General features: G+C 69.5%; 21 protein-coding genes and 2 pseudogenes. 16 read left to right on the forward strand and 7 right to left on the reverse strand.

Annotated features, from left to right (window positions below; genetic code table 11):
• Positions 1-413 (forward strand): annotated as a pseudogene (locus tag ACWF62_RS19845) (DUF222 domain-containing protein); the annotation flags it as partial.
• Between the two features lie 86 nt (positions 414-499).
• Here ACWF62_RS19845 and ACWF62_RS19850 read toward each other — a convergent pair.
• The 3 genes from ACWF62_RS19850 to ACWF62_RS19860 are packed head-to-tail and all read right to left on the reverse strand — an operon-like array spanning position 500 to position 3,317.
• Positions 500-1,483, reverse strand: coding sequence for a hypothetical protein (locus tag ACWF62_RS19850; RefSeq protein ID WP_452631127.1), 984 nt, complete (start codon positions 1,481-1,483; stop codon positions 500-502).
• A gap of 47 nt (positions 1,484-1,530) precedes the next feature.
• Positions 1,531-2,715, reverse strand: a complete 1,185-nt coding sequence (locus ACWF62_RS19855; protein ID WP_378509228.1) for a sensor histidine kinase — start codon at positions 2,713-2,715, stop codon at positions 1,531-1,533.
• Positions 2,712-3,317 carry a response regulator transcription factor gene (locus tag ACWF62_RS19860; protein ID WP_452631148.1) on the reverse strand — a complete coding sequence of 202 codons (606 nt, stop codon included), beginning with the start codon at positions 3,315-3,317 and terminating at the stop codon, positions 2,712-2,714. Before ACWF62_RS19860 ends, ACWF62_RS19855 begins: the two co-directional genes overlap by 4 nt.
• Positions 3,318-3,980: 663 nt before the next feature.
• Here ACWF62_RS19860 and ACWF62_RS19865 point away from each other — a divergent pair.
• The 6 genes from ACWF62_RS19865 (at position 3,981) to ACWF62_RS19890 (ending at position 8,893) form a co-directional block, all read left to right on the forward strand.
• Positions 3,981-4,490, forward strand: coding sequence for an alternate-type signal peptide domain-containing protein (locus ACWF62_RS19865; RefSeq protein WP_378509229.1), 510 nt, complete (start codon positions 3,981-3,983; stop codon positions 4,488-4,490).
• Between the two features lie 142 nt (positions 4,491-4,632).
• Positions 4,633-5,238, forward strand: a complete 606-nt coding sequence (locus ACWF62_RS19870; protein WP_452631129.1) for a SipW-dependent-type signal peptide-containing protein — start codon at positions 4,633-4,635, stop codon at positions 5,236-5,238.
• Positions 5,239-5,245: 7 nt separating this feature from the next.
• Positions 5,246-6,934, forward strand: coding sequence for a signal peptidase I (locus ACWF62_RS19875; RefSeq protein ID WP_452631131.1), 1,689 nt, complete (start codon positions 5,246-5,248; stop codon positions 6,932-6,934).
• 43 nt (positions 6,935-6,977) lie between these two features.
• On the forward strand, positions 6,978-7,628 hold the full coding sequence (locus ACWF62_RS19880; protein ID WP_378509232.1) for an alternate-type signal peptide domain-containing protein: 651 nt from the start codon (positions 6,978-6,980) through the stop codon (positions 7,626-7,628).
• A gap of 4 nt (positions 7,629-7,632) precedes the next feature.
• The gene (locus ACWF62_RS19885) at positions 7,633-8,169 is read left to right on the forward strand and encodes a hypothetical protein (protein ID WP_378509233.1); all 537 of its coding nucleotides are present in this window, start codon (positions 7,633-7,635) and stop codon (positions 8,167-8,169) included.
• A 10-nt stretch (positions 8,170-8,179) separates the two neighbouring features.
• Positions 8,180-8,893, forward strand: coding sequence for a signal peptidase I (locus ACWF62_RS19890; protein WP_452631134.1), 714 nt, complete (start codon positions 8,180-8,182; stop codon positions 8,891-8,893).
• A gap of 69 nt (positions 8,894-8,962) precedes the next feature.
• Here the strand turns inward: ACWF62_RS19890 and ACWF62_RS19895 are convergent, their stop codons facing one another.
• Positions 8,963-10,138: an Ig-like domain-containing protein gene (locus ACWF62_RS19895; RefSeq protein ID WP_378509235.1), complete on the reverse strand. Its 1,176-nt coding sequence runs from the start codon at positions 10,136-10,138 to the stop codon at positions 8,963-8,965.
• Positions 10,139-10,528: 390 nt separating this feature from the next.
• On the opposite strand from ACWF62_RS19895, the gene ACWF62_RS19900 reads away from it, so the two are divergent.
• From ACWF62_RS19900 to ACWF62_RS19930, 7 genes are all read left to right on the forward strand, one after another.
• A complete protein-coding gene (locus ACWF62_RS19900; RefSeq protein ID WP_378509236.1) occupies positions 10,529-11,677 on the forward strand; it encodes a magnesium and cobalt transport protein CorA in 1,149 nt (382 codons plus the stop codon).
• A gap of 264 nt (positions 11,678-11,941) precedes the next feature.
• Positions 11,942-12,154, forward strand: coding sequence for a dodecin (locus ACWF62_RS19905; protein WP_378509237.1), 213 nt, complete (start codon positions 11,942-11,944; stop codon positions 12,152-12,154).
• A gap of 55 nt (positions 12,155-12,209) precedes the next feature.
• Entirely contained in the window at positions 12,210-13,256 is a 1,047-nt protein-coding gene (locus ACWF62_RS19910) for an ATP-dependent DNA ligase (protein WP_452631137.1), read from the forward strand.
• Positions 13,256-14,326: a non-homologous end-joining DNA ligase gene (ligD, locus tag ACWF62_RS19915; protein WP_452631139.1), complete on the forward strand. Its 1,071-nt coding sequence runs from the start codon at positions 13,256-13,258 to the stop codon at positions 14,324-14,326. Before ACWF62_RS19910 ends, ligD begins: the two co-directional genes overlap by 1 nt.
• 94 nt (positions 14,327-14,420) lie before the next feature.
• The gene (locus ACWF62_RS19920) at positions 14,421-15,008 is read left to right on the forward strand and encodes an HdeD family acid-resistance protein (RefSeq protein ID WP_452631140.1); all 588 of its coding nucleotides are present in this window, start codon (positions 14,421-14,423) and stop codon (positions 15,006-15,008) included.
• Entirely contained in the window at positions 15,008-16,219 is a 1,212-nt protein-coding gene (locus ACWF62_RS19925; RefSeq protein WP_378509241.1) for a serine hydrolase domain-containing protein, read from the forward strand. The genes ACWF62_RS19920 and ACWF62_RS19925 overlap by 1 nt, the downstream gene beginning before the upstream one ends.
• 129 nt (positions 16,220-16,348) lie before the next feature.
• Positions 16,349-16,951, forward strand: coding sequence for a hypothetical protein (locus tag ACWF62_RS19930; protein WP_452631142.1), 603 nt, complete (start codon positions 16,349-16,351; stop codon positions 16,949-16,951).
• A gap of 50 nt (positions 16,952-17,001) precedes the next feature.
• Here the strand turns inward: ACWF62_RS19930 and ACWF62_RS19935 are convergent, their stop codons facing one another.
• On the reverse strand, positions 17,002-17,574 hold the full coding sequence (locus tag ACWF62_RS19935; protein ID WP_378509243.1) for a TetR/AcrR family transcriptional regulator: 573 nt from the start codon (positions 17,572-17,574) through the stop codon (positions 17,002-17,004).
• Between the two features lie 78 nt (positions 17,575-17,652).
• On the opposite strand from ACWF62_RS19935, the gene ACWF62_RS19940 reads away from it, so the two are divergent.
• Both ACWF62_RS19940 and ACWF62_RS19945 read left to right on the forward strand, forming a co-directional pair.
• A complete protein-coding gene (locus ACWF62_RS19940; RefSeq protein WP_452631144.1) occupies positions 17,653-19,446 on the forward strand; it encodes an ABC transporter ATP-binding protein in 1,794 nt (597 codons plus the stop codon).
• Positions 19,447-19,482: 36 nt separating this feature from the next.
• Positions 19,483-20,841, forward strand: coding sequence for a DUF2252 domain-containing protein (locus tag ACWF62_RS19945; protein ID WP_452631146.1), 1,359 nt, complete (start codon positions 19,483-19,485; stop codon positions 20,839-20,841).
• Positions 20,842-20,854: 13 nt separating this feature from the next.
• Here ACWF62_RS19945 and ACWF62_RS19950 read toward each other — a convergent pair whose 3' ends face one another.
• Together ACWF62_RS19950 and ACWF62_RS19955 are read right to left on the reverse strand one after the other, a co-directional pair.
• Positions 20,855-22,816, reverse strand: coding sequence for a M13 family metallopeptidase (locus tag ACWF62_RS19950; protein ID WP_378570432.1), 1,962 nt, complete (start codon positions 22,814-22,816; stop codon positions 20,855-20,857).
• A gap of 34 nt (positions 22,817-22,850) precedes the next feature.
• A pseudogene (locus ACWF62_RS19955) lies at positions 22,851-23,155 on the reverse strand (protocatechuate dioxygenase); the annotation flags it as partial.

The following is a 23,155-nucleotide window of genomic DNA, read 5'->3' on the forward strand; positions in this document are numbered from 1 at the left end:
CTGCTCGGGTCGGGGGCGTTGGGTCGGCATCGGGGGCTGCCCGCGACGGCGATCATCACGATGACCCTGCGGCAGTTGGAGGAGGCGTCGGGGGTGGTCACCACCGCTTCCGGGGGGATCGTCCCGATCACCGATGCGCTGCGGCTTGCGGAGCGGGCGCATCCGGTGCTGGTGCTTGGGGGCACCTCCCTGCACGAAGTGCTCGGGGGATTGATCACGCGGGTCGGCCGCTGCACCTTGGTCGGGCGAAACGGTTAGCTTCGGCGGATCAGCGTTTGGCGTTGATTGCGGCGTCGAGGGGGTGCACCCGGCCGGGCTGCGATGCGCCCGTGACGATGACCGCCGTCCATCATCTCATCGAGTGGGATCGTAACGGCCGCACCGACATCGATTCCCTCGATCTCTTGCGAGATCACCGCACTGCTATGTCAGCGCAGCTCGGGGAACCGGGTCAGCGCCGAATCCGCCCTCTCACCTCGGATGCCGATCGACACCTCCATCAGGCGCGGAGCGGGCGGCCGTCGGTGCCGAACTCGGTGCGGCGCACCACGTCCGCCGTGCTGCACAGCACCGTCGCGGACGCGGCCCGACCCGGCGGCAGGATTCGGACCGTCACCCCGCCCGCGGTGGCTGCGGACAGCTCGCAGGCGACGTGGTCGAAAAAGCGGCGGCGGGCGTCGTCCGCGACGAAGTTCATGGCCCCGTCATCGAGCAGGGTCACCTCGACTCCGCGGGCCCGCGCGTCGCGCGCCGCGACCACCACGGCACGGTCGGACAACACCGGCGCCCGGACACTGTCTCGAAGATGCGCTTCGAGGAGTCGGCACGCGAGCCGCTCGCTCTCGTCGAGGGACTCACCAGCGGCGATCCGGTCGAGCAGGGGTCGGGCCTGCTCGTCGAGCCTGCGTAGCTGACGATCTCGTTCCTCGAGGACCGCGGTGTCCGCGGCCTCGGCGGCCGCCCTGCGGGTGGTCTGGGCCCGCAACTCGAAGATGTCCCGCGCCGCCGGCCGGATCGTGTAGGCGAAGAAGGTCGCCATCAGCAGCGGGGCGATGTTGATGACCGACCTCGCGAGACCGTGGGCGGCGCCCTGCCCGGTCAGCGTCGACCACACCACACAGGTGCCGATCGTCGACAGCATCCCCAGCCACGCGAACCAGGTCCGACCACGAACCCCCATGAACGCGTAGATCGCGGTCACTGCGCCCAGCGGCCACAGCTGCAGCGGATTCGCGATCGGGATCGGCAGCACGGCCAGCACCAGGGCGACCGTGACCGGCCCGGTTGCCGTGGTCAGCAGGGTCGGCACGAGCGGCATCGGGTCACCCGGCACCCGAATCAGGGCAACGGCAGCGAGCGTGACGATCACCGCCGCGGCTGCGATCGGCCAGAAGGAGCTGACGCCCGCCCTGGAGGTCACGGCCAGCAGCACCACGGTTGCCGCGTAGAACGCGACGATCGCGTTCGCGGCGGGGCTCTTCATGCCGATCAGCGTCCGCACATCGCGGCTATCCTGGAGCTCAGGGGAGTTCACTGCGCACTCCAGGACAGCCGGACCCGGGTACCCGCATCGGGCTGTGAGTCGATCGCCGCGGATCCGCCGGGCAGTTGCCGCATCCGGCCGAGAATGCTGACCGCGAGTCCGAGTCGGTGTGCGGGAACGGTTTTCGGATCGAATCCCGGTCCGCTGTCGGACACCTCGACGGTGAGGCTCCGCCCGCCCACGGTGACCGTCACCCCGCGCTCGGCGCCGGGATCGGCATGCCGGACGCTGTTGCGCAGCGACTCGGCCAGGGCGGCCCCGACCGCACGAGCCGCCTCCGCAGGCATCGTCAGCGTGTGGTGCCCCGGCGCGCGCCGCACGTCGAGATCGATGTGGTCGTCCACGTCACCGGTCGCGGTCCGCAGGTGGGAGACGATCTCGGTGACGTCGAACCGGTCGTCGGGTGCCGGGCCGGCGCGGAGCGCGTCGAATTGGCGCAGAGTGCGCTCGGCCTGCGCGCTGAGGCTCGGTGTCGTGCCCTGACGCGACGCGGCGAGCAGGGTGGACATCACGCCGTCGTGAATCATCGCGTCGAAACGGGCGCGTTCGACGGTGCGGGCGTGACGCGCCGCCGCAGCGGCGGCCGCCGCGTGCGTTGCGTCGAGCGTCGAGTCCAGCACTCGGCCGGTGCGCAGCGCCATCACCGCGGCGCCGACGAACAGCGTGCAGAACATGATCGAGAACGCGATGTCGGGGATCAGCGGGCTGGTCATCCGGGGGTCCCTGGCGAGCGCGTTGAAGATCTGCACACCGGCGCTGGCGATGATCATGTGCCCGAAGGCGACAACCGGACGCCACGCCGCGACCGCGGCCAGGCTCGCGACGCCGGGAAAGGCGGACAGCCACACCCCCTGCCCGTCGGTGAGGTCGGGGCCGTGCCACGCCACCATGCCGGTACCGAGAGCGACCAGGAACAGCACCGCGGCGACCCCAGCGGTGCGCCGGACCGTGCGGCTGTCCGCGGACAGTGCGGACAACCCGAACGCGATTCCGGATCCGAAGACCGCGAGCGTCGCCACCGGTGTCCACCAGCGGTCGAGGCGGTCGGCCTGTCCGATCACGGACGGGAGCAGTAGCAGCAGGTAGAAGAGGTAGCCGACGCCGGTGAACACCGCGAAGGTGCGCAGGATGCGGTCGGTAGCGCCCCGGTGCGCACCGGACGCGGCGGTCATCCGTTCTGGTGACGGGAGGGGCCGGGCAGCCAGCCGTCCTCCACCGCACGCTTGTAGAGGTCGGTTTTGGTGCGGGCGGGGCGACCGGCCTCGGCGTACTTGGCGCGGATCCGGCCGAGGTAGTCGTTGACGGTGTGCGGTGCCAGCCCGGTCAGGCTGGCGACCCGGGTGGCCTTCTCCCCGGACGCATACAGCGCAAGTACGTCACGCTGACGGGGGCTCAGGCCGACGTCCTGCAGTCCGGGGTCGCCGTCGATGGCGGCGGCCCACTCGGTGGTCACCACCTGCTCGCCGCTCGCGGCCTGGGTGATCGCGGCGACGACGGTCGCGGTGGGCTCCGACTTGCGGAGCACGCCGAGCACACCCGCCTTGGCGGCGAGACGAACGAGGTAGGGGTCCTCGGCGCTGGTGAAGACCAGTGCCTCCAGCCCGGCGGCCCGCAACTGCTCCACGTTCGACTTTGGGGACGATCCGTCCGCCAGGCGCAGGTCGAGAATCACGAGGTCGAGGTCCGCGCCCGAGGCGAGCAACTCCGGCACCGTCGGTGCGGCCGCGGTGATGGTGAGGTTCGGATGATCGGCAAGCATCGCCTCGAGGCCCATCACGACCGACTCGTGGTCCTCCACGATGCCGATCCGGCGTTCGCGAAGCTCCGAGGCGACGGGCTCGCCGGTGCCGGTGTGGATCTCGGTCAACGTGCTCCTCGAATGTCGTCTCACGGGAGGGGTGTCCCTGGCGCCTTCACCGTGGGGGTCACGGGATTCCGGCGTTGACGGTAGCAGTCGCAGCGGACAAGAAGCCGCCGTCGGGTGGTGCTGTTGCGGCGAGATAGCGGACGTCTGCGGCAAGTGCGCAGTTTTCCGCGCCCGGCGGCGGGGGTGGCGAACGGTACGGCCTCGCCGGCGCTGTCGGTATCCGCCGATCGGCCGACAGAAATCGGGTGTCGAGGGGAGTGAACCAGCAGGTCCGTGGGCTCGCGTTGCCCGAGGCTCTGTTGCATGAAGGCTCAACTTGGACACCTGCCCAAATTCATTCGGACGGACGACCTCAAAGCGCGTCGGGACGATTCGCTGGCGTGGTAGACACTTCCCCATCGCGAACCCGGCGTCGGCCATGAGGGCCATTTCTGGGCGTCAGTCGTCACCGTCGCGATCCTCGAACGAGCACGGACACACACGAAGCAGAGCCCACCACTGCCTGGGCGCACGTAACCGCTCCGACCATCGACTCCCAGACCCCGGTGGGGTCCGACGAAAGCTGACCAGATGAACAAGCAGACCAAGGGTGCCATCGCTGCCTGTGCGGCCGCGCTCCTCCTCGCAGGCGGCGCGGGCACCATGGCGGCCTGGAACGATTCCGCCACCATCGACGGTGGTGCGATCACCTCCGGCACGATGTCGCTGACCCAGCAGGGCGTTGCGGGCTGGACCGTCAACGGCACCGCCGTCACCGACATCGCGTCCTTCAAGGCCGTCCCCGGGGACGTGCTCGTCTACACCGCTGACTTCGCGGTTGCCGCGGAAGGCAACAACCTGGAGGCCACGCTCGTCGCGGACGCCGCGAGCATCACCGGGGACCTGGCACCGGCTCTGGACCCGGACATCACCGTCACCATCGACGGCGCACCGGTGCCGGGTGGGGTGCTCACGCCCGCGCAGGTCAACGGCAAGGTCGTGAAGGCCAAGGCCTCCTTCGCGTTCGACGCGACCGGAACCGACTACCAGGGCAAGACCGCCGACCTGAGCAACTTCACGGTCACCCTGACTCAGCAGTAGCCCTCGGACCCGCCTTCCGCGCACGCGGCGGGCGCCTGACGTGCCGGCCGGACCGCCCGTCCCCCGACTCGGGTGGTCCGGCCGGCACCACCATCGTTCCAACCAGAGCCCGAGCCGCTCGACCCACGAAAGGCCCCAGCGAATGTCGCGTTCCGAGATTCCCAGCACTCCGTCCGGGCTCGGCTCCCGAGCGCGCTCGCTGATGTCCGGTGGCAAGCCGAGGGCCATCGCGTCCCTCGGGATCGTCCTCGGGCTCGGCGCCATCGGCACCCTCGCCGCGTGGAGCGACTCCGCCACCGCCACCTCCGGTGTCTTCTCCACCGGCTCGGTGGACCTGCAGCTCAACGGCAGCAGCGGGCCCGACGTCGCCTTTGCCACCCTGACGAAGACCGGCATGATGCCGGGCACCAGCGTCGCCGCGGCGCTGCCCGTGCAGAACATGGGTTCGGTTCCGTTCACCTACACGATGGTGGCGAACTCCACCTCCTCGGTGCTCGCACCGCAGCTGAAGGTGCTCGTCTCCACCGGCACCTCCAACGGCACGGCGTGCAGCGGCGGCACCGTCATCGCGAACAACGTTCCGCTCGCCTCCGGGGGCGCGGCACACCTGATTCCCACCGCCCGGCCACTGGCCAGCGGCGCCAGCGAGAGCCTGTGCTTCCAGGTGACCCTCGACTCGGCAGCGTCGACCGCGGTGCAGAACCAGACGGTGAACACCTCCTTCAACTTCCATGCGACGACGGCCTGAGCGCGCCATGGCCACTCACGTGAACACCCCCGTCGCAGGCCGGTCCCGCGGTCGCGAGATCGCGCTCAATGTCGGCGCCATCGCTGGCCTGATCTGCGTGCTGGCGGCCGCAGCGTCCTTCCTGTTCGGCGTCACGCCGCTGGTCTTCCGTTCCGGCTCGATGTCACCGGAGATCCCCACCGGTGCGCTCGCGCTGTCCAAGGCCACCGAGGCCGGTGACCTCGCCGTCGGTGACGTGGTCAGCGTCCTCGACCAGCAGGGCACCCGCATTACCCACCGCATCCGGGAGATCGTCTCCACCGACGGCACCAACGCGGTGTTGATCCTCAAGGGCGACGCCAACACGGACGCCGACATCTCGCCGTACACCGTCACCGAGGTGGACCGAGTGTTCTTCTCCGTCCCCGGCCTCGGCTACGCGGTGTCCTGGCTGTCGTCGCCGATGGCGATCTTCCTCGGCGGCGGCCTCGTTGGCGGCGTCATGGTCCTCGCCTTCGGTCCCGGATCGAAGCGCAAGGGCGACACCGGCTCCGACGATTCCGGAACGACGGAGCCGGGCGCACTCGAGCGCATCGTGCAGCCCGCCATGACGATCGACGACGCTCCGACGCAGCAGATCCCCATCCCGAAACTTCACCTCACCCGCGTCGTCCCCGCGCGCACCGCGATGGTGCTCGGCGCGGTTGGGCTGACCGCGCTCGCCGCGTCAGCCACCGGCACCAGCGCCGCCTGGACCGGCACCAACACCGCCAACAGCGGGGTCTTCGCGTCGGCCGCCAAGCTGCTGCCGCCGGTCAGCAGCAGCAACTGCTGGACCGACTCCGGAGCGGGCTACAAGGGCGCCGTGGTCAATTGGACCAACCCCCCGGCACCGTTCACCGTCCGGATTCTTGTCCGGGGCGGCCAGGGCGAGATCTTGAAGACCATCAACCCGACGCCGAATCCTGGCGCGTATCAGGAACAGTGGATCGACCGGGGCAACATGGGTGCGAACACGAACTGGCGCTATACCGCCGAGATTCATACGGTGAACCCGGCCGGTGAGGTGTCCGCGGAATGGCGGGGTACCAAGATCTGGCAGCAGTACACCAACACGGTGTGGTGCGATGGCAACGTCACCGGCACGACGTCCGGCGCGGGGTTCTTCTCGCGCTCCGTCAGCGGTGGTGACGGGCCCGGTCCTGATGCACTCGCGCAGGAAGAGTCGGCACCGTCGGATCCGACGATCGAGCCGACCGTTTCCCCGTCCGCATCCGCTACCGCGACCGCGACCACGGCACCGACCACCAGCACGGGGGTACCCGCTCCAACCACGACGACGAGCGTGCCGCCGTCGTCCACGTCGGTTATCCCGGCGCCGCCGACCACGACGGATTCCACCCCGCCCGCTGAGGTGGAGGAGGAATCGTTAGCTCCGACTCAGACCGCGCCAGCGGGTGATCCGTCGCCCTCGGGCAGCTACTTTGCGGACGTCTCCGGTGGTACCGCGACCGTCACCGACGGCGACGGCACCCCGACCTACACCGGCACCCTCGGTCCCGGCGCGCAGGCGGTGTGGGACACGAGCTCCGACACCCTGTGGATCGTCGACGGAAAGAAGCTCACCAGCGTGGACGCAGCCACCGGCACGCAGACCGCCGTCGACCCGACTTCCGACACGGTGCCGGCCGACGTGGCCGCACTGGTCGTAGAGTAGGCCCGCCGTGATGACGAATTCCGATGCCCCGCAGGGGGAAACGATGAAAGCCGAAGGTCGGATGAAGTCGAAGCTCAAGCGCGCGGTCACCGCCGGTGCCACGATCGTCCTGCTCGCGGGCGGCGCCGGGCTGCTCACCGCGTGCCAGCCCGACTTCGGGTCCGCTGGCGGATCGAGTGACTCCGGAAGCGCCAGCAGCACCGGAAGCCCCGGATCCGGTGCCGGGGCCGGGTCGACCACCACCACGGCGGCCCCCGGCGGCGGTGTTGGCGGCGGTACCACCTCCGGTGCGCTCAGGCTGACCCGGCAGGGTGCCTCGCACTGGTCGGATCAGAACGGCCCGATCGACATCTCGACGTTTACCGCGATCCCCGGGGACGTGCTCACCTACACGACGGACTTCACGATCACCGCCCGCGGCACGGGACTCGAAGCGACCCTCGCCGCTGAGGGCATCGGCCTCACCGGCGGTGCCGCCCTGGGTGGCGCGCTGGGGGCTCCGGTCGTCCGGTACCTGCACGACGGGAACCCGCTGCCCGCCAAGGGGAACGGTGCACTCGTCACGCCAGCGCTGGACGGGGAGACCGTCACCGTGACGGTAACGTTCACGTTCCCGAAGTCCAGTGACGATCCGGCAGCGATGCAGCAGTCCATCAACCTGTCCCAGTTCAACGTCACCCTGAAGCAGGTGTAGTCGCATGTCGAATAGGACCCGCTGGCTGGCCATCGGCGGCGCCGCCGTCATCGGCGTGGCGTTGCTGTCCGCGCAGCAGACCGGCGCACTGTGGACGCAGACCGAGCGGCTCGACGCGGGCACCGTCACCTCCGGCATCCTCGACCTCGGGGTGGGTGGCAGCGGGCTGAGTTCGTACCCGTTTACCGCGCTCTCCGGCGCCAACCTGACACCGGGCGGCTATGCGCAGGCGCCGGTGACGATCCACAACTCCGGCGATGTGCTGATGAGATACCAACTCCTCAGTGCGGAGCAGTCGAATCCTGCGCTACCGCTGGAGCTTTCGGTGACGCTGGTCGGCGCGGCGAACGCCTGCCCGGCCGCCGGTGATGTCCTCGGAGCGCCGTTGTACACCGGACCGCTGGTCGGCGCGACCTTCCTCCAGCGCGCGGTGGAGCCGGGAGCGACCGAGGTGCTATGTCTGCGTGGCACCGTCGGTGCCGACGCTCCACACAGCCAGAGCACCACCGCCACGTTCACCTTCTCCGCGCAGTCCCGCTAGCGTCCCCCCCATGCCTACTGCTGCGTCCGGGGAGGACAGCGATCTCGGTGGGTGGGGATGGGTCAAGAGCATCGCCTCCTGGCTCGTGCTCCTCGCCGTCCTCGTCGTCCTCGCCCTCACCGTCGTCGTCCCACGACTGACCGGGGCAACGCCGTACACGGTGCTCACCGGGTCGATGGAGCCGACCTATCCGCCCGGCACCCTCATCGTCGTCAAATCGGAGGACCCCGCGGCGCTCACGGCGGGGGACGTCATCACCTTCCAGAAGGAATCCGGGAAGCTCGATGTCGTCACCCACCGGATCATCGAGATCCGCGCGAACGCTCGGGGCGAGCAGTCGTTCGTCACGCAGGGAGATGCCAACCCGTCCCGCGACACCAACCCCGTCGTTCCCGGGCAGATCCGCGGAAAGCTGTGGTACAGCGTGCCGTTCATGGGCTACGTCAACTCCCTCATCACCGGACAGCAGCGGTCCGTGCTGATCGTCGTTGTCGTTGGCGGCCTGTTCCTCTACGCCGGCTACATGTTTGTCGGCGCGCTCCGCGATCGCTCACGCAAGGATGACGCCGTCGCGGCGCCCGCCGTCGAATCCGCCGTCACCCCCGCGGACGGCGAGCCCAGCACCGTCCCGATCGCGCGGGTCGCGGCACCGGTTCGCCCGACCGTCCACGATGCCGAGACCGTCGTGATCCCCCGGATCGAGAGCAGGCGTCGGACGCGTTGACCCCGACGGGAAGCCGAAGGCCCCTGCGCACCAGTGGTTGTGTGCAGGGGCCTTCGTCGTGCCGGAGGGTCAGCTGCCGCCGAGCAGGCCGCCGAGCGAGCCCATGTCCATCGAGCCTGCGGAACCGGTACCGCCCGGTTCCGGGGTCACGCTCGAGACCGTGACGGTGTGCGGCACGGAGGTGGACGGCGCGTGCGTGGCGTCGCCGAGGTAGTTCGCAATGATGTTGTGGTCACCGTCGACATTGAAGGACCGGTTGATTTTTGCGACACCATTCACCAGGGCGACGGGGGCGCCGAGGGCGACGCCGTTGTCGGTGAACTGGACGGTGCCGGTCGCGGCGTTCGGGGCGACCGCCGCGATCAGCTCGATGTTGGTGCCGTTGTTGACCGCGGTACCACCCGAGATCGTGATGCTGGTCGGCACCAGTTCGGCGCTGGACACCGTCACGACGTGGGCGGGGGAGGTGGAGGTGGCGAATCCGGTGTCACCGGAGTAGACGGCGGTGATCTCGTGTGCGCCAGTCGTGGTGAAGGTGTGGTTGTAGGTCGCGACGCCGGTCGCAAGCGCCACGGGTCCACCGATGTCGGTACCGCCGTCCTTGAACTGGACGGTGCCGGTGGCCTCGGCGGGCGTGACGGTCGCGGTCAACTCCACCGAGGTGCCCGCGATGGTGGCGGCGACCGCGGTGACGGCCGTGGTGCTGGCCACGGCAGCCGGATCGAGTTCGAAGTCGAGCGAGAAGGCCGGGTCGACGGTGCCGTCCTGGGTCTCGTTGCCCGCCCCGGCGGGCATCCCGACCACGAGCAGGACCTTGGCGGACTCGCCCGGGTTCAGATGGATGCTGCTGAGTTCGGTGCCGGGCAGCGCAACGTCGTTGACCAGCTCGACGGTCGCGCCCGCCGCGTCGTTGATCTCGGCGCGCACGTACGCCTGCATGTTCTGGGACTTCGTCCAGTTACCCAGGTACACCTGCAGGCGCCCGCCCTCGGTGCCGTCGTTCCTCGCCCAGAACTGCGAGGTCGCCTCGCCGCCCGGAATCAGTTCGCCGGACAGGGCCGGGATCTGATCCATGCCACCCCAGGCGGCGTTGTCGGCGGAGTACGTCAGGTAGTTCGGGTCCGCGTGCGCGGACGGGGGCATCAGCACAGCGGCGCACGCCGCAAGGAGCAGCGCCACGACAGCGCTGCCGAGCACAGTGGCACGCCGCACGACGCCGCCCTGTGTGGTGATGGTGGAAGTCATTGCGGCAGCGTAGGGGGAAACTGTAGATCGAGCGTCCAGTTTGGTGCAGATTTCCGCGCCGTCACCGCAGGTGACAGCGCACCGGCCGACCGGTCTGTCGTCCGTGTGGTGGCCGGTCGGCGCGTCCGTCGGGATGCGCCCCGGTCCGATTGGTGGTGGGTGTTCCCGCCGAGTAGGGTTGCCGAGGATTCACACGCGCACCGGTCGGTTGCGCTGAGGGAAGAGGAGGTGAGGCTCACCGTGACGAGCCAACCTCCGAGTACCTGCCGAAGTCGTCGCTGAACCGTATCGGTTCGACGCCTCGCGCAGCGGCGATTTCGCACACACCACCACCGCCCGCCCATCGCGGGCCGTCCGTGTATCCGAACACCCTGCGAAAGTCGTCCAGCCATGCGTGATCTGCGCCCATTCCGTCCGTTGCTGCCGCGGCGTGCCGCCGACCCGATCCGGGACGGACTCGCGCCCGAACACTCGATGGCGCCGCACCCCACACCGCCGCGCGGCGCGATCGCCCGCGTCGAATCGAGCGTCGTCAACAGCGCGGTGTACCGCGACGGGCGCCGCATCGAGACCCCGTCGAACCTGGCGGAAGCGCTGAGCAGCCTGCCCGACGAGTCGTCGATGGCGTGGATCGGTCTCTACCGGCCGTCGGAGGAGCAGCTGCTCGCGGCGGCGGCCCAGTTCGGTCTGCACGAGTTGGCGGTCGAGGACGCGATCGTCGCGCATCAGCGGCCCAAGCTCGAGCGGTACGGCGACACCCTGTTCGTGGTGCTCCGCGCCGCCAGGTACGTCGACGAAACCGAGCGCGTCGACTTCGGCGAGCTGCACGTGTTCTGCGGCCCGACCTTCGTCCTCACCGTCCGGCACAGTGAGTCGCCGGACCTGTCCGCGGTGCGCGCGCGCATGGAGAACGCGCCCGACCTGCTGCGGCTCGGTCCGGAAGCGGTGCTGTACGCGATCCTCGACGCCGTGGTCGACGGCTACGCGCCGGTCGTTGCCGGCCTGCAGAACGACATCGACGAGATCGAAACCGAGGTCTTCAGCGGCGACCCGAAGGTGTCGCGGCGCATCTACGAACTCACCCGCGAGGTGATCGAGTTCCAGCGCGCGACCAAGCCGCTGCTCGGCATGTTGTCCGGCCTGTCGGCCGGGTTCGAGAAGTATCAGACCGACGAGGAACTGCAGCGGTACCTGCGCGACGTCACCGACCACGCGACCACCGTCGTCGAGCGCGCCGACGGCTTCCGGCAGCTGCTCGGCAACATCCTCACCGTCAACGCGACGCTGGTGTCGCAGACGCAGAACGAGGAGATGTCGGCGCTCACGCAGGCCAGCTATGCGCAGAACGAGGAGATCAAGAAGGTGTCGGCGTGGGCGGCAATCCTGTTTGCGCCCACGCTGATCGGCACCGTCTACGGGATGAACTTCGACAACATGCCCGAGTTGCACTGGGCGGGCGGCTACCCGTTTGCGCTCGGCCTGATGGCCCTGATCTGCGTCGGCCTCTACACCATCTTCAAACGTCGCGGCTGGCTCTAGCCGCGCTCGGCGCCGTGCTGAGGGGCGGCACGGCGCCGGGGGCGGATCAGGCCTGCTGCTGGCCCTTGCCGGTGATCTTCTTCCACTGGGTGCTGACCAGGTACTTGACCAGCAGGCCGTAGTTCTTGAGCTTCTCCATTGGGTCCCCCTCATGTCGGTAAACGCGGTATGGCCGTCGGGAACTTGATCACAGATTCGGACTGTTCGGCAAGGCCCTCGGCCTACCCTGGATGGGTCCGGTTCACCGAGGAGTGAGGAAGACCGATGAGCGATCACGTGTACTCCGTCACCGAGGTCGTCGGGTCGTCGACGACGGGCATCGACGACGCCATCGCGAAGGCCGTCGCCCGTGCGAACGACACCGTAAGGAACCTGGAGTGGTTCGAGGTCGTGGACACCCGCGGACACATTGTCGACGGGCGGGTGGGGCACGTCCAGGTCACCCTCAAACTGGGGTTCCGTCTCGACAGCGAGTAAGCGCCGATGCGGCCACCGGGCGGCGGACACGGCTCGCGTGGGCCAGTATGGGGACGTGGACCTGCCCCTGAGCCCGCCCGTGCAACCGATGCTCGCCAAGTCCGCCGACGCGGTGCCACCGCAGCCCGCCGGCGACGATCCCGTGTGGTCGTACGAGCCCAAGTGGGACGGCTTCCGTGCCCTGGTGTTTCGCGACCGCGACGAGGTCGTGCTGTCCTCCCGTAGCGGCAAGGACCTGGCGCGCTACTTCCCGGAGATGGTCGACGCGATCCGCGGTGAACTCCCGGACCGGTGCGTCCTCGACGGGGAACTGGTGGTGCCGCGGGAGGTGGACGGCCGCACCCGACTCGACTGGGAGGCGCTGTCCGAACGCATCCACCCCGCTGCAAGCCGGGTCGCGTTGCTCGCGGAGCAGACTCCGGCGCAGCTGATCGGGTTCGACCTGCTCGCCCTCGGCGACACCGACCTCACCGGTCGGCCGTTCGAGGACCGCCGCGCGGCCCTGCTCGACGTGACCGGCGGTGGCCCCTCCTGCCATGTCACCCGCGCCACCACCGACCCCACCGTCGCGACCGAGTGGTTCCACACCTTCGAGGGTGCGGGACTCGACGGCGTGATCGCGAAAAGGCTGTCCGGCGCCTATGTCCCGAACAAGCGCGAGATGGTCAAGGTGAAGCATGCGCGGACCGCGGACGTGGTGGTGATCGGCTACCGCCCGCACAAGAGTCAACCGGGGATCGGGTCGATGCTGCTCGGCCTCTACGACGGCGACGACCTGCGGTTCATCGGGGGCGCCTCGGCGTTCACGGCGACGCGACGGGTCGAGCTGCAGGAAATCCTCGACCCGCTCCGCCTCGGCGACGACGTGGTGCACGACGGGGAGACGAGCCGGTGGGCGGCGGGCAAGGATCGGCAGTGGGTGCCGATCCGGCCGGAACTGGTGGTCGAGGTGGCGTACGACCAGCTCGAGGGCGACCGGCTGCGGCACGTCGCCCGGTTCCTGCGGTGGCGACCCGACCGCGAGCCGCGCAGCTGCACATACGAGCAACTCGACGTCCCGGTGCGGTACGACCTCGCCGACGTCCTCGCGGGAGGGAAGTGATGGCAGACGAAGCGAAGCGACCGTCGCAGGCTCGGAGCAAGAGCCCGGCTCTGGAACTCGACGTCGACGGGATCGCGGTGCGGTTGTCCAGCCCGGACAAGGTCATGTTCCCCGAGCTCGGCTCCGAGGGCGGCACGAAACGTCATCTCGCCGAGTACTACCGGACGGTCGCACTGTTCGACGGCGGCGGCATCATGACCGCGCTGCGGCAGCGGCCGACGCACCTGCAGCGGTTCCCGGACGGCATCGACGGTGAGGAGGTGTACCAGAAACGGCTGCCCGCCAAGCGCCCCGACCACCTGGCCACCTGCACCGTCACCAACCCCAACGGCCGCACCGCCGATGCGCTGCTGGTGCGGCAGCCGGCGGACGTGGTCTGGTCCGCGCAGATGGGCAACGTGACCTTCCATCCGTGGCCGGTCCGCTGCGCCGACACCGACCGGCCGGACGAGCTGCGGATCGACCTGGATCCGCAGCCGGGAACCGGGTTCGCGGAGGCACGGGCCGTGGCCCTTGACCTGCTGGCGCCGCTGCTCGACGAGCTCGGCCTGGTCGGCTACCCGAAGACGTCGGGTGGCCGCGGGGTGCACGTGTATGTGCGGATCGAACCGCGGTGGGATTTCATCGACGTCCGGCACGCCGCGATCGCGCTGGCCCGCGAGATCGAACGCCGCGACCCGACCCGGGTCACGACCGCGTGGTGGAAGGAGGAACGCGGGGCGCGAATCTTCGTGGACTTCAACCAGACCGCGCGGGACAAGACCGTCGCGTCGGCGTACTCGGTGCGCAAGACACCGCGGGCGACCGTGTCCACCCCGGTCACCTGGGCCGAACTGCCGGACATCGAACCCGACGACTTCACCATCGCGACGGTGCCTGACCTGCTGTCCCGGCGGGGCGATCCCGCCGCCGACATCGACGCGGTCGCGCACTCGCTCGACGGGTTGCTGGAGATGGCGGAGCGGGACGCCGCGAACGGTCTCGGCGACCTGCCCTATCCGCCGCAGTACCCGAAGATGCCCGGCGAGCCGAAGCGGGTGCAGCCAAGTCGCGATCGTGACCTGAAGTAGCCGATTTCGGCACGCCAGCCCGCTGCGGCGACAGTAGGCTCGCGAACGGACAGGGGGCCGCGGAGCCGGCCACCCTCGGCACCGGGAGGTAGCGATGGCTGGAATTCCGACGGTCGGCACCAACGAGGCGATCCTGCGGATCGCGAAGGACGTGTGGTGGCTGTTGCTCGTTCGCGGCATCGTCGCGATCGCGTTCGGCATCGTCGCGCTGGTCTGGCCGCACGCCACGGTCAAGGTCCTGATCGTCGTTGTCGGCGTCTTCTGGATCGTCGACGGCATCGTGTCCGCGGTCCGCGCGATCGAGGCGAGGCGCGTGGTGACGAGCTGGGTGTGGTGGCTGGCCGGCGCGGTGGTGTCGGTGATCGCGGGCATCGTGCTGTTCGTGTGGCCGGACCTGACGGCGCTGGCATTCGTCTACGTGATGGGCTTCTGGGCGATCCTCGTCGGTGTCCTGGAGATCATCGGCGCCTTCCAGGTGATGGCCAACGCGGGCCAGTGGATCGGGTCGATGGTCGCCGGTGCGCTCGCCCTGCTGTTCGGGCTGATCCTGGTGATCTGGCCGGGGTCGGGCATCACCGGGCTGATGTGGCTGGTCGGTACGTTCGCGATCCTGTTCGGCGTCCTGTTCGTCGCCGGTGCGTTCCAGGTGCGGTCCGCGGCCCGACACGCGGGCGTCGTCTGATGGCCGCCAGAGTCGCCAGGGTGCATTCGCTGGAGGAGGCGGGCCGGGCACCCACCCAGATGCATGTCGATCCGCGGTTCCTGCCGCTGGCGGACGAGTTCTTCACGCTCTACCGCAGCCCGCAGCATGGTGGCGGCGCGCTGTCCGCCTATCTGGACGGCGAACTGGTGCTCGACATCTGGGCAGGCTGGGCGGACCGCGACCGACGCTGGGCCAGGGACACCGTCGCGCTGTCCTTTTCGACCGGGAAGGGTGTCGCCAGCACGGTGCTGCACCGCCTTGCCGAGCGCGGTGTACTCGACTACGACGAGCCCGTCGCCACCTACTGGCCGGAGTTCGCTGCGGCGGGCAAGAGCCGGATCACGGTGCGGGACATGCTTACCCACCGGGCCGGGCTGCACCGGGTGCGCGGCCTCGTTCCCGGACGGCGCACCATCCTCGACTACGACACCGTCGTCGCCGCCCTCGCAGCCGCGCCCCCGGATCCGCGCCGGTTCGACGGACCGGGCTATCACGCCGTCACCTTCGGCTGGCTCGTCGCCGAGACCGTCGCGCGCGTGACCGGCAGGGATTTTGTGGACGTGGTGCGGGACGAGATCGCGGCACCGCTCGGGGTCGAGGAGTTCTGGTATCGGGTTCCGATCGATCAGCGACCGCGGATCGCAAAGTTGTTCCCGCACATCAATCCCGCGGGGATGCCGTGGGAGGTGACGTCGTCGGTGCTGTCGCGGGTGGGACCGCTGAACGGGCTGGCGGAGGCGGCGATGCCCGACGGCTTCGACCGGTTGGTGCGAGATCCGGCCGTGCACGACGCGGTGATGCCCGGCTGGAACGGGGTGTTCACCGCGCGGGCGCTGGCCAAGATGTACGGCGCGATCGCGAACGGCGGGATGATCGACGGCAGGCGGTTCCTGCAGGAGGACACCCTGACTCAGATGGGTGCGGTGCAGACCCGGCGCCGGGACTACGTCCTGCGGGCCCCGATCCGCTGGCGGCTCGGATACCACCCGGTGTTCCTCGCGAAGCGGGCGCAGCCGCGGCACGCGTTCGGCCACTACGGGGTCGGCGGGTCCGGCGCCTACGCCGACCCCGACACCGGGCTGTCGCTCGGCTACGTCACCAACCGGATGGGCAACGCCGTCACCGCGCTCGGTGATCTGCGGCTCGCGCGGCTCGGTGCCGTCGCGCAGGGGTTGGTCGCGCGCCCCTGACCGGTGCCCGCGGCGCCGGGAAATCTGTTGAAACACTTCGCTCGAACCGCATGTCGGATCGGGCGTGATCGGGCATGGTGGGTGCCCGACCGTCGACCGTCGGTCGCACTGTGCACACGAGGGGAACGGATGGCGATGGAACTGGGTTCGCGAGTGGCGTTGGTGGCGGTGGCGGGGTTGGCCGTCGGAACGATCTTGGCGCCGACGGCGGCGGCGGAGGAGCAGGCGGCGGCGGTGACGTTCGCGGTCGTCGAGAACGGCGATCAGCTGGCGGTGCAGGTCGACGGCAACAAGGTCACCCTCACCGTCGATCCCGCCGACGGCCAGACGTGCACGGCGCCGACCGTGCTCGGCGGCGCGATCGACGTTGCCCTGCTGACGGAGCAGGTGAAGACCTGGGACGGAACGGAAGCGACCCGACCCGCGGTGTTCGCCAACGCGACGGTGGCGGTGCAGTCGGACGGCAGCCTCGTCACCGATCATCCGTCCGGGATCCCGCCGGTCGGGATTCATCCCGCCCCGTACAGCGTGGACGTGGAGGGCCTGGCCATCGGCTCGTACGGTGCGTTCAGCAGCTGTGTCGACGTCGAGGTGTCCGCCGACGCAAGCCTGGTCACCACGCTGGTGGTGCGGAACTTCACCGTTGAGCAGGGGCCGTCCGCCGGTGGCGGCGACGGGAACGGCAGCGTCGGATCGACCGCGGACATGGCCGGGATGTTCGGCAGCTCGTAGCCGGTGGCGGTGGTCGCTCACCCGAGTCCGGGAGCGGCCACCGCGCGCGGCTACGCCGTTCCGGTGATGCGAGCGACGGTCTCGTCGATCGCCGCGAGCGCCTCGGTGCGGGTGTACTGCTCGTAGTCGAACGCCTCCCATCCGGTCAGCAGGCACCACCACAGCATCCGCCGGAGCCAGCGAACCTTGAGGGTTGCGGTGAAGGTGCCCTCCGCGATACCCCGCTCGAGCAGTTCAAGCAGGGGGGCGTCGGTGCGGTCGAGTCGCACCCAGAACGCCTCGTTGGACAGCACCTGCGGGTCCCCGTAGACCAGGGCGAGGGTGGGGCCGATCTCGAAGCATTCGTGGCTCATCCGGCGCAGCGCCTCGTCCGCGGGGCCCTCGGTGGGTCTGGCCCGCACCAGCGCGGCATCGAGCTTGTCCAGCGCGTGCGTCCCGAGTGCGGCAACGAGCTCCCCGCGTTCGGGGTAGTAGCGGTGCAGGGTGCTTCGCCCGACGTCGGCGGCGGCGGCAATGTCGCTCAGCGGCGCACTCGGGTTCTTGCTGAGAACGTCGACGGCCGCGTCCAGGATGGCCCGGCGGGTGCGCGCCTTGGTTCCGGATTCGGTGACCGCGGTCGTCATGCCCCCACGTTAGCAGTGTGAACTTCCAAAAGGAATCACTTGTTGACAAAAATGGGACACGCATGTACCACTGTGGGCATGTCTGGCTCCGTTGCGAAGTCGTCCTGGCCGAATGTGCGGCTGCTGTGGTCCTTCATCCGTCCGCGCCGGATGGTGCTGTTCATTGGCATCGTGATCGGGCTGGTGTTCACCGCGACCGGGCTCGTCATGCCGATGATGATCAAGCAGATCCTCGACGCGCTCGTCACCGGCGACAGCATGCAGACCCCGGTCACCGTTCTCGCGATCCTCGTCGCCGTCGCGGGTGTGCTCGGCTTCACCTACCACAACCTGATGGGGGCGCTCGCCGCCCAGGTGGTGTTCGACGCGCGGGAGTCGATGGTCCGGCGGTACTTCCGCGCGACCATCGCCAGCGTGACCAAGCGTCCCTCCGGCGAGCTGGTCACCCGGGTCACCTCGGACACGCTGCTGCTGCGGGAGGCCGCGTCGTCGTCCCTCGTCGAACTGGTCAACGGGGTCACCGCGATCACCGGCACGCTGGTGATGATGGCGTTCCTCGACTCGGTGCTGCTCGCTGTCATGGTCGGCGCGCTGGTGCTGGTCGGCATCGGCGCGTCGTGGCTGATGCCCCAGATCGGGCGCTCGCAGCGCCTTGCGCAGGAGTCGGTCGGCCGAATGGGCGGGGGGCTCGAGGGTGCGCTGCGGGCGATCCGCACCGTCAAGGCGTCCCGCGCGGAGGTCCGGGAGGCGGAGCGAATCATCGTCGACGCCCGCGACTCCCAGCGGCACAACCTGCGGGCGGTGCGGGCGACCGCGGTGGTGTGGGCCGTCGTCAGCGGTGGCATGCAGCTCGCCGTCGCGGGCATCCTCGCGTTCGGCGCCTGGCGGGTCGGCACCGGTGCGCTCGCGGTGTCGGGACTGATCGCGTTCCTGCTGTACGCATTTCAGCTCATCCCGCCCGCGTCGCAGCTCGCCGGGAACTTCGCCTCCATCCAGGCGGGCATCGCCGCCGCCGCCCGCATTCGCGAGGTCCAGGACATGGAGGTCGAGGAGCCTGCCGATCGGGCGGACTCCACACACACCGCCCAGGTGGTAGATCTCCGTGCGGCCCACCGAGATCCCGAGCTGCCGGTCCTCGACATCGTCGACGTCACCGCGCGCTACGCCCCCGGCGCGGAGCCGTCGCTGCGGCAGGTCAGCGCGGCCATCCCCGCCCGCGGGCACACCGCGATCGTCGGTCCGTCCGGGGCGGGCAAAACGACGCTGTTTTCGTTGCTGCTGCGCTTCCTCCATCCGGAGCAGGGGGAGATTCTCCTCGACGGGGTGCCATACAGCGGGCTGCCGTACGACGAGGTCCGGTCCCGGCTGGCGTACGTGGAGCAGGAGACCCCGATCGTCCCCGGCACGGTGCGGTCGAATGTCGCCTTCACCTACCCGGAGGCGACCGAGGACGAGATCTGGGCGGCGTTGCGGGCGGTGCACCTGGACGAGACGGTGCGGGCGATGGAGCACGGACTCGACACGGACCTGACCGCCACCAACATCTCGGGCGGCCAGCGGCAGCGAATCGCGGTGGCCCGGGCCATCATTCGACGGCCCGAGGTGCTGCTCCTTGACGAGGCCACCGCGCAGATCGACGGCCGGACCGAGGCCGCGATCCAGGACGTGATCACCGAACTGTCCCGCACCGGCGCGGTGGTGACGATCGCGCACCGGCTCTCCACCGTCATCGACGCCGACACCATCCTGGTGATGGAGAAGGGGCGGATCCGGGCCCGCGGCACCCACGCCGAACTGATGGCCTCCGACGCCCTGTACCGGGACCTGGTCACCGCGCTGCGGATCGCACCCGAGGCCGCAATGGCGGGTTGACCGGCGCGTCCGGTCGCGCGGCGGTAGCGTCGGGCGATGAGCGTTGTCTTCGAGCCCCCGGTTCCCGCCGGTGAGCGCCGCCGGGCGGGCAAGCGACTGCGGTCCGACGTGCCGCGCGGCGCGCACGGGCAGTGGGAACCGGCTCCGGGGCGCCCGGACCCGGCGGAGGTGCTTGCGCGGCAGGACGCGACCCGACTGCCCGACCTGGTGCCGCTCCGATACGAGCGGATGCTCGTCTCGCCGTTCACCTTTCTGCGAGGGTCCGCGGCGATCATGGCCTGGGACCTCGCGAACGGCCCGCGGACCGACCTGATGGTGGTGGCGTGCGGGGACGCGCACCTCGCCAACTTCGGACTGTTCGCCGGGCCGGATCGTCGACTGGTGTTCGACCTCAACGACTTCGACGAGGTACACCGAGGTCCGTTCGAGTGGGACGTGAAGCGGCTCGCGGTGTCGGTCGCCGTCGCATCCGAGGACAACGGGCACGGCCCGAAGGAGTCACGGGCGGCGGCGCGGGACGTCGCGACGACATACCGGCAGATGATGCGGCGCGCGGCAGGCATGCCCGCGCTCGACCTCTGGTACCTGCGACTGGAGGCCGACGAGGTCGTCGAGCGACTGCGCGGACAGTTGACGAAGCGGCAGGTCGGCTTCGCGGAGAAGTCCTTCGCGAAGGCGGAGCAGCACACCCAGTTGGGGACACTCGCCCGGTTCGCCCATCGCACCGATGCCGGCTTCCGGATCACCGAGGATCCGCCGCTGGTGGTGGGGCTGCAACCCGACCGGCACAAGGAGGTCACCGACCTGCTCCGGTCCGTGATGGGCAACTATCTTGCGTCACTCGACAGTGACCGACGGCAGCTGTTGCGGCGCTACCGGTTCCAGGATATCGCCCGCAAGGTGGTCGGGGTCGGATCGGTCGGGACGATGTCCTTCATCGCGCTGTTCGTCGGTGATCGCGTCGACGATCCGCTGTTCCTGCAGATCAAGGAGGCGCAGCCGTCGGTGCTTGCGCCGTACGTCGAGGGACTGCCGTACCCGGATCAGGGGCAGCGGGTGGTGGACGGGCAGCGGCTCATCCAGAGCGCGAGCGACCCGTTCCTCGGCTGGTTCACCGGAACCGGGCCGTTCGGGCGCGACTTCTATATCCGCCAACTCCGGGACAAGAAGGGCGGTTTCGACGTCGCGAAGATGCGACCGGAGGGCATGCGGATCTACGCGCAGCTCTGCGCTACCGCGCTCGCCAGGGCACACGCCCGCACCGGCGACCCCGCCGCGATCGCCGCCTACCTCGGGTCGGGGACGGTGTTCGACGACGCGATCGAGCGGTGGGCGGTCGGGTATGCGACGCGGAACCGCACCGACTACGAGCGGGTGGCCGCCTCCCGCACGTAGCCAGCGACGGGCATCACCAGATCTTGACGCGCCGTTCGGGCTCCAGGTAGAGCGCGTCGCCGGGGGTGACGTCGAACGCCTCGTGGAAGCTATCCAGGTTGCGAACGACGCCGTTGCAGCGGAACTCCGGCGGTGAGTGCGGGTCGACGGCGAGGCGGCGGATCGCCTCCTCGTCACGAGCCTTGGTGCGCCACACCTGCGCCCACCCGAAGAACACCCGCTGCAGCCCGGTCAGGCCGTCCAGCTTCGGAGCCTCGGTGCCGTCGAGGGCGATCGTGTACGCGGCCAACGCGATCGACAGCCCGCCGAGGTCGCCGATGTTCTCGCCGATCGTGAACTCGCCGTTGACCTTGTGGCCGGGCAACGCCTTCGGCTCGAACTCGTTGTACTGCTCGATCAGCGCCTTGGTGCGCTTGCCGAACTCGGTGCGGTCGTCGTCGGTCCACCAGTCGATCATGTTGCCGTCGCCGTCGTACTTGGCGCCCTGATCGTCGAACCCGTGGCCGATCTCGTGCCCGATCACCGCGCCGATGCCGCCGTAGTTGGCGGCGTCGTCGGCAGCGGCGTCGAAGAATGGCGGCTGCAGGATCGCGGCAGGGAAGACGATCTCGTTCATTCCGGGGTTGTAGTACGCGTTGACGGTCTGTGGCGTCATGAACCACTCGTCCCGGTCCACCGGGCCGCCGAGCTTCGCGATGTCCCGGTCGTGTTCGTTGGCGTACCCGCGCCGGTAGTTGCCGACCGGATCGGACTGGTCGATGACCAGGTCACTGTAGTCCCGCCATTTGTCCGGGTAGCCGATCTTCGGGGTGAACTTCTCCAGCTTCGCGAGCGCGGCCGCGCGGGTGTCCGGGCCCATCCATTCCAGGTTGGCGATGTTGCGGCGGTACGCCTCCTGCAGGTTCGTGACCAGTTCCTGCATGCGCGCCTTCGCTGCGGGCGGGAAGTGCTTCTCGACGTACAGCTTTCCGACGGCCTCGCCGAGCAGGTCCTGCACCAGGGAGACGCCGCGCTTCCAGCGTTCCCGGTTCTCGGTCGTGCCGGACAGGGTGGTGCCGTAGAACGCGAAGTCCTCCGCCACCAGCGCTTCGGTCAGATACGGTGCGCGGGAATGGATCACCTTCCACGCCGTCCACGTCTTCCAGTCCTCGAGCGGGCGCGTGGTCCACAATTCGGTGAGCGAGGTCAGGAAGCTCGGCTGCCGGACCACCAGCTCGGCAAACGTTTCGGTGGTTCCGCCGAGCGCGGAAACCCAGGCGGCCCAATCGAAGCCGGGATTCTGCTCGGCGAGGCCGTCGAGCGTGACGAGGTTGTAGCTCAGCTCGGCGTCGCGTCGCTTGACCACGTCCCAGTGGCCCGCGGCGATCGCCGTCTCCAGGTCGAGGATGCGCTGCGCGGCGACCGCCGGGTCGGGCCTGCCCGCGAGGGTGAGCATCGCCTCGACGTGCCGGACATAGCCGGCGCGGATCTCGGCGAAGGAGTCCTCGCGGTAGTACGACTCGTCGGGCAGGCTGATCCCGGACTGCGTCAGGTGCACCAGGTAGCGGGCGGAGTTCTTCGCATCGGTGTCAACGTAGTTGCCGATCGCGCCGCCGACCCCGGTGCGCTGCAGCCCGCCGAGCAGCGCGGCGAGCTCGGACAGGTTCGCGACGGCATCCACCGCGGCGAGCTCGTCGGCGATCGGGTCGAGCCCGCTGCGCTCGACCGCGTCGGCGTCCATGAAGGAGAGGTACAGGTCGCCGATCTGCTGGCTGACGGTGCCGTCGACCCCGCCGGTGTCCGCTGCGTGGTCGATGATCGCCCGCACGTCGACCTCGGCCTGGTCGTAGAGGGTGCGGAAGGCGCCGTCGACGGCGCGGTCGGCGGGTATCTGGTAGCCGTCCAGCCACTGGCCGTTGACGTGGGCGAACAGGTCGTCCTGGGCGCGGATGCCCGGGTCGAGGTGGGTGAGGTCGATACCGGAGGGCGTCGTCATGCCCTCCATCATGGCCGCCGCGGGCCGGATGTGCCTACACCCCGATGTTGACGGCGCCCCGGTAGCCATCGGCGGTCGGGACGACGGTCAGCATCCCGGACTCGTCGAAGAGACTGTCGGTGGCGTTGGTGACGTTGGCCTCGCGGCCGGTGTGCTCGACGTACGGGCTGCGCGCGTACACCTCGTCGATCAGATCCTCCGGGAAGTACAGCTGCGTGGTCAGCACCGTCTTCTTGTCGATGTGGACACGGAGGTGGATGTGGCTGGTGCGCCCGGTGTACCAGCCGGGGAAGATCGTCGTGAAGGTCGCGATGCCACCACCGTCGGTGACCTGGGCGC

It is taken from the genome of Rhodococcus sp. NPDC054953, from assembly GCF_053609225.1.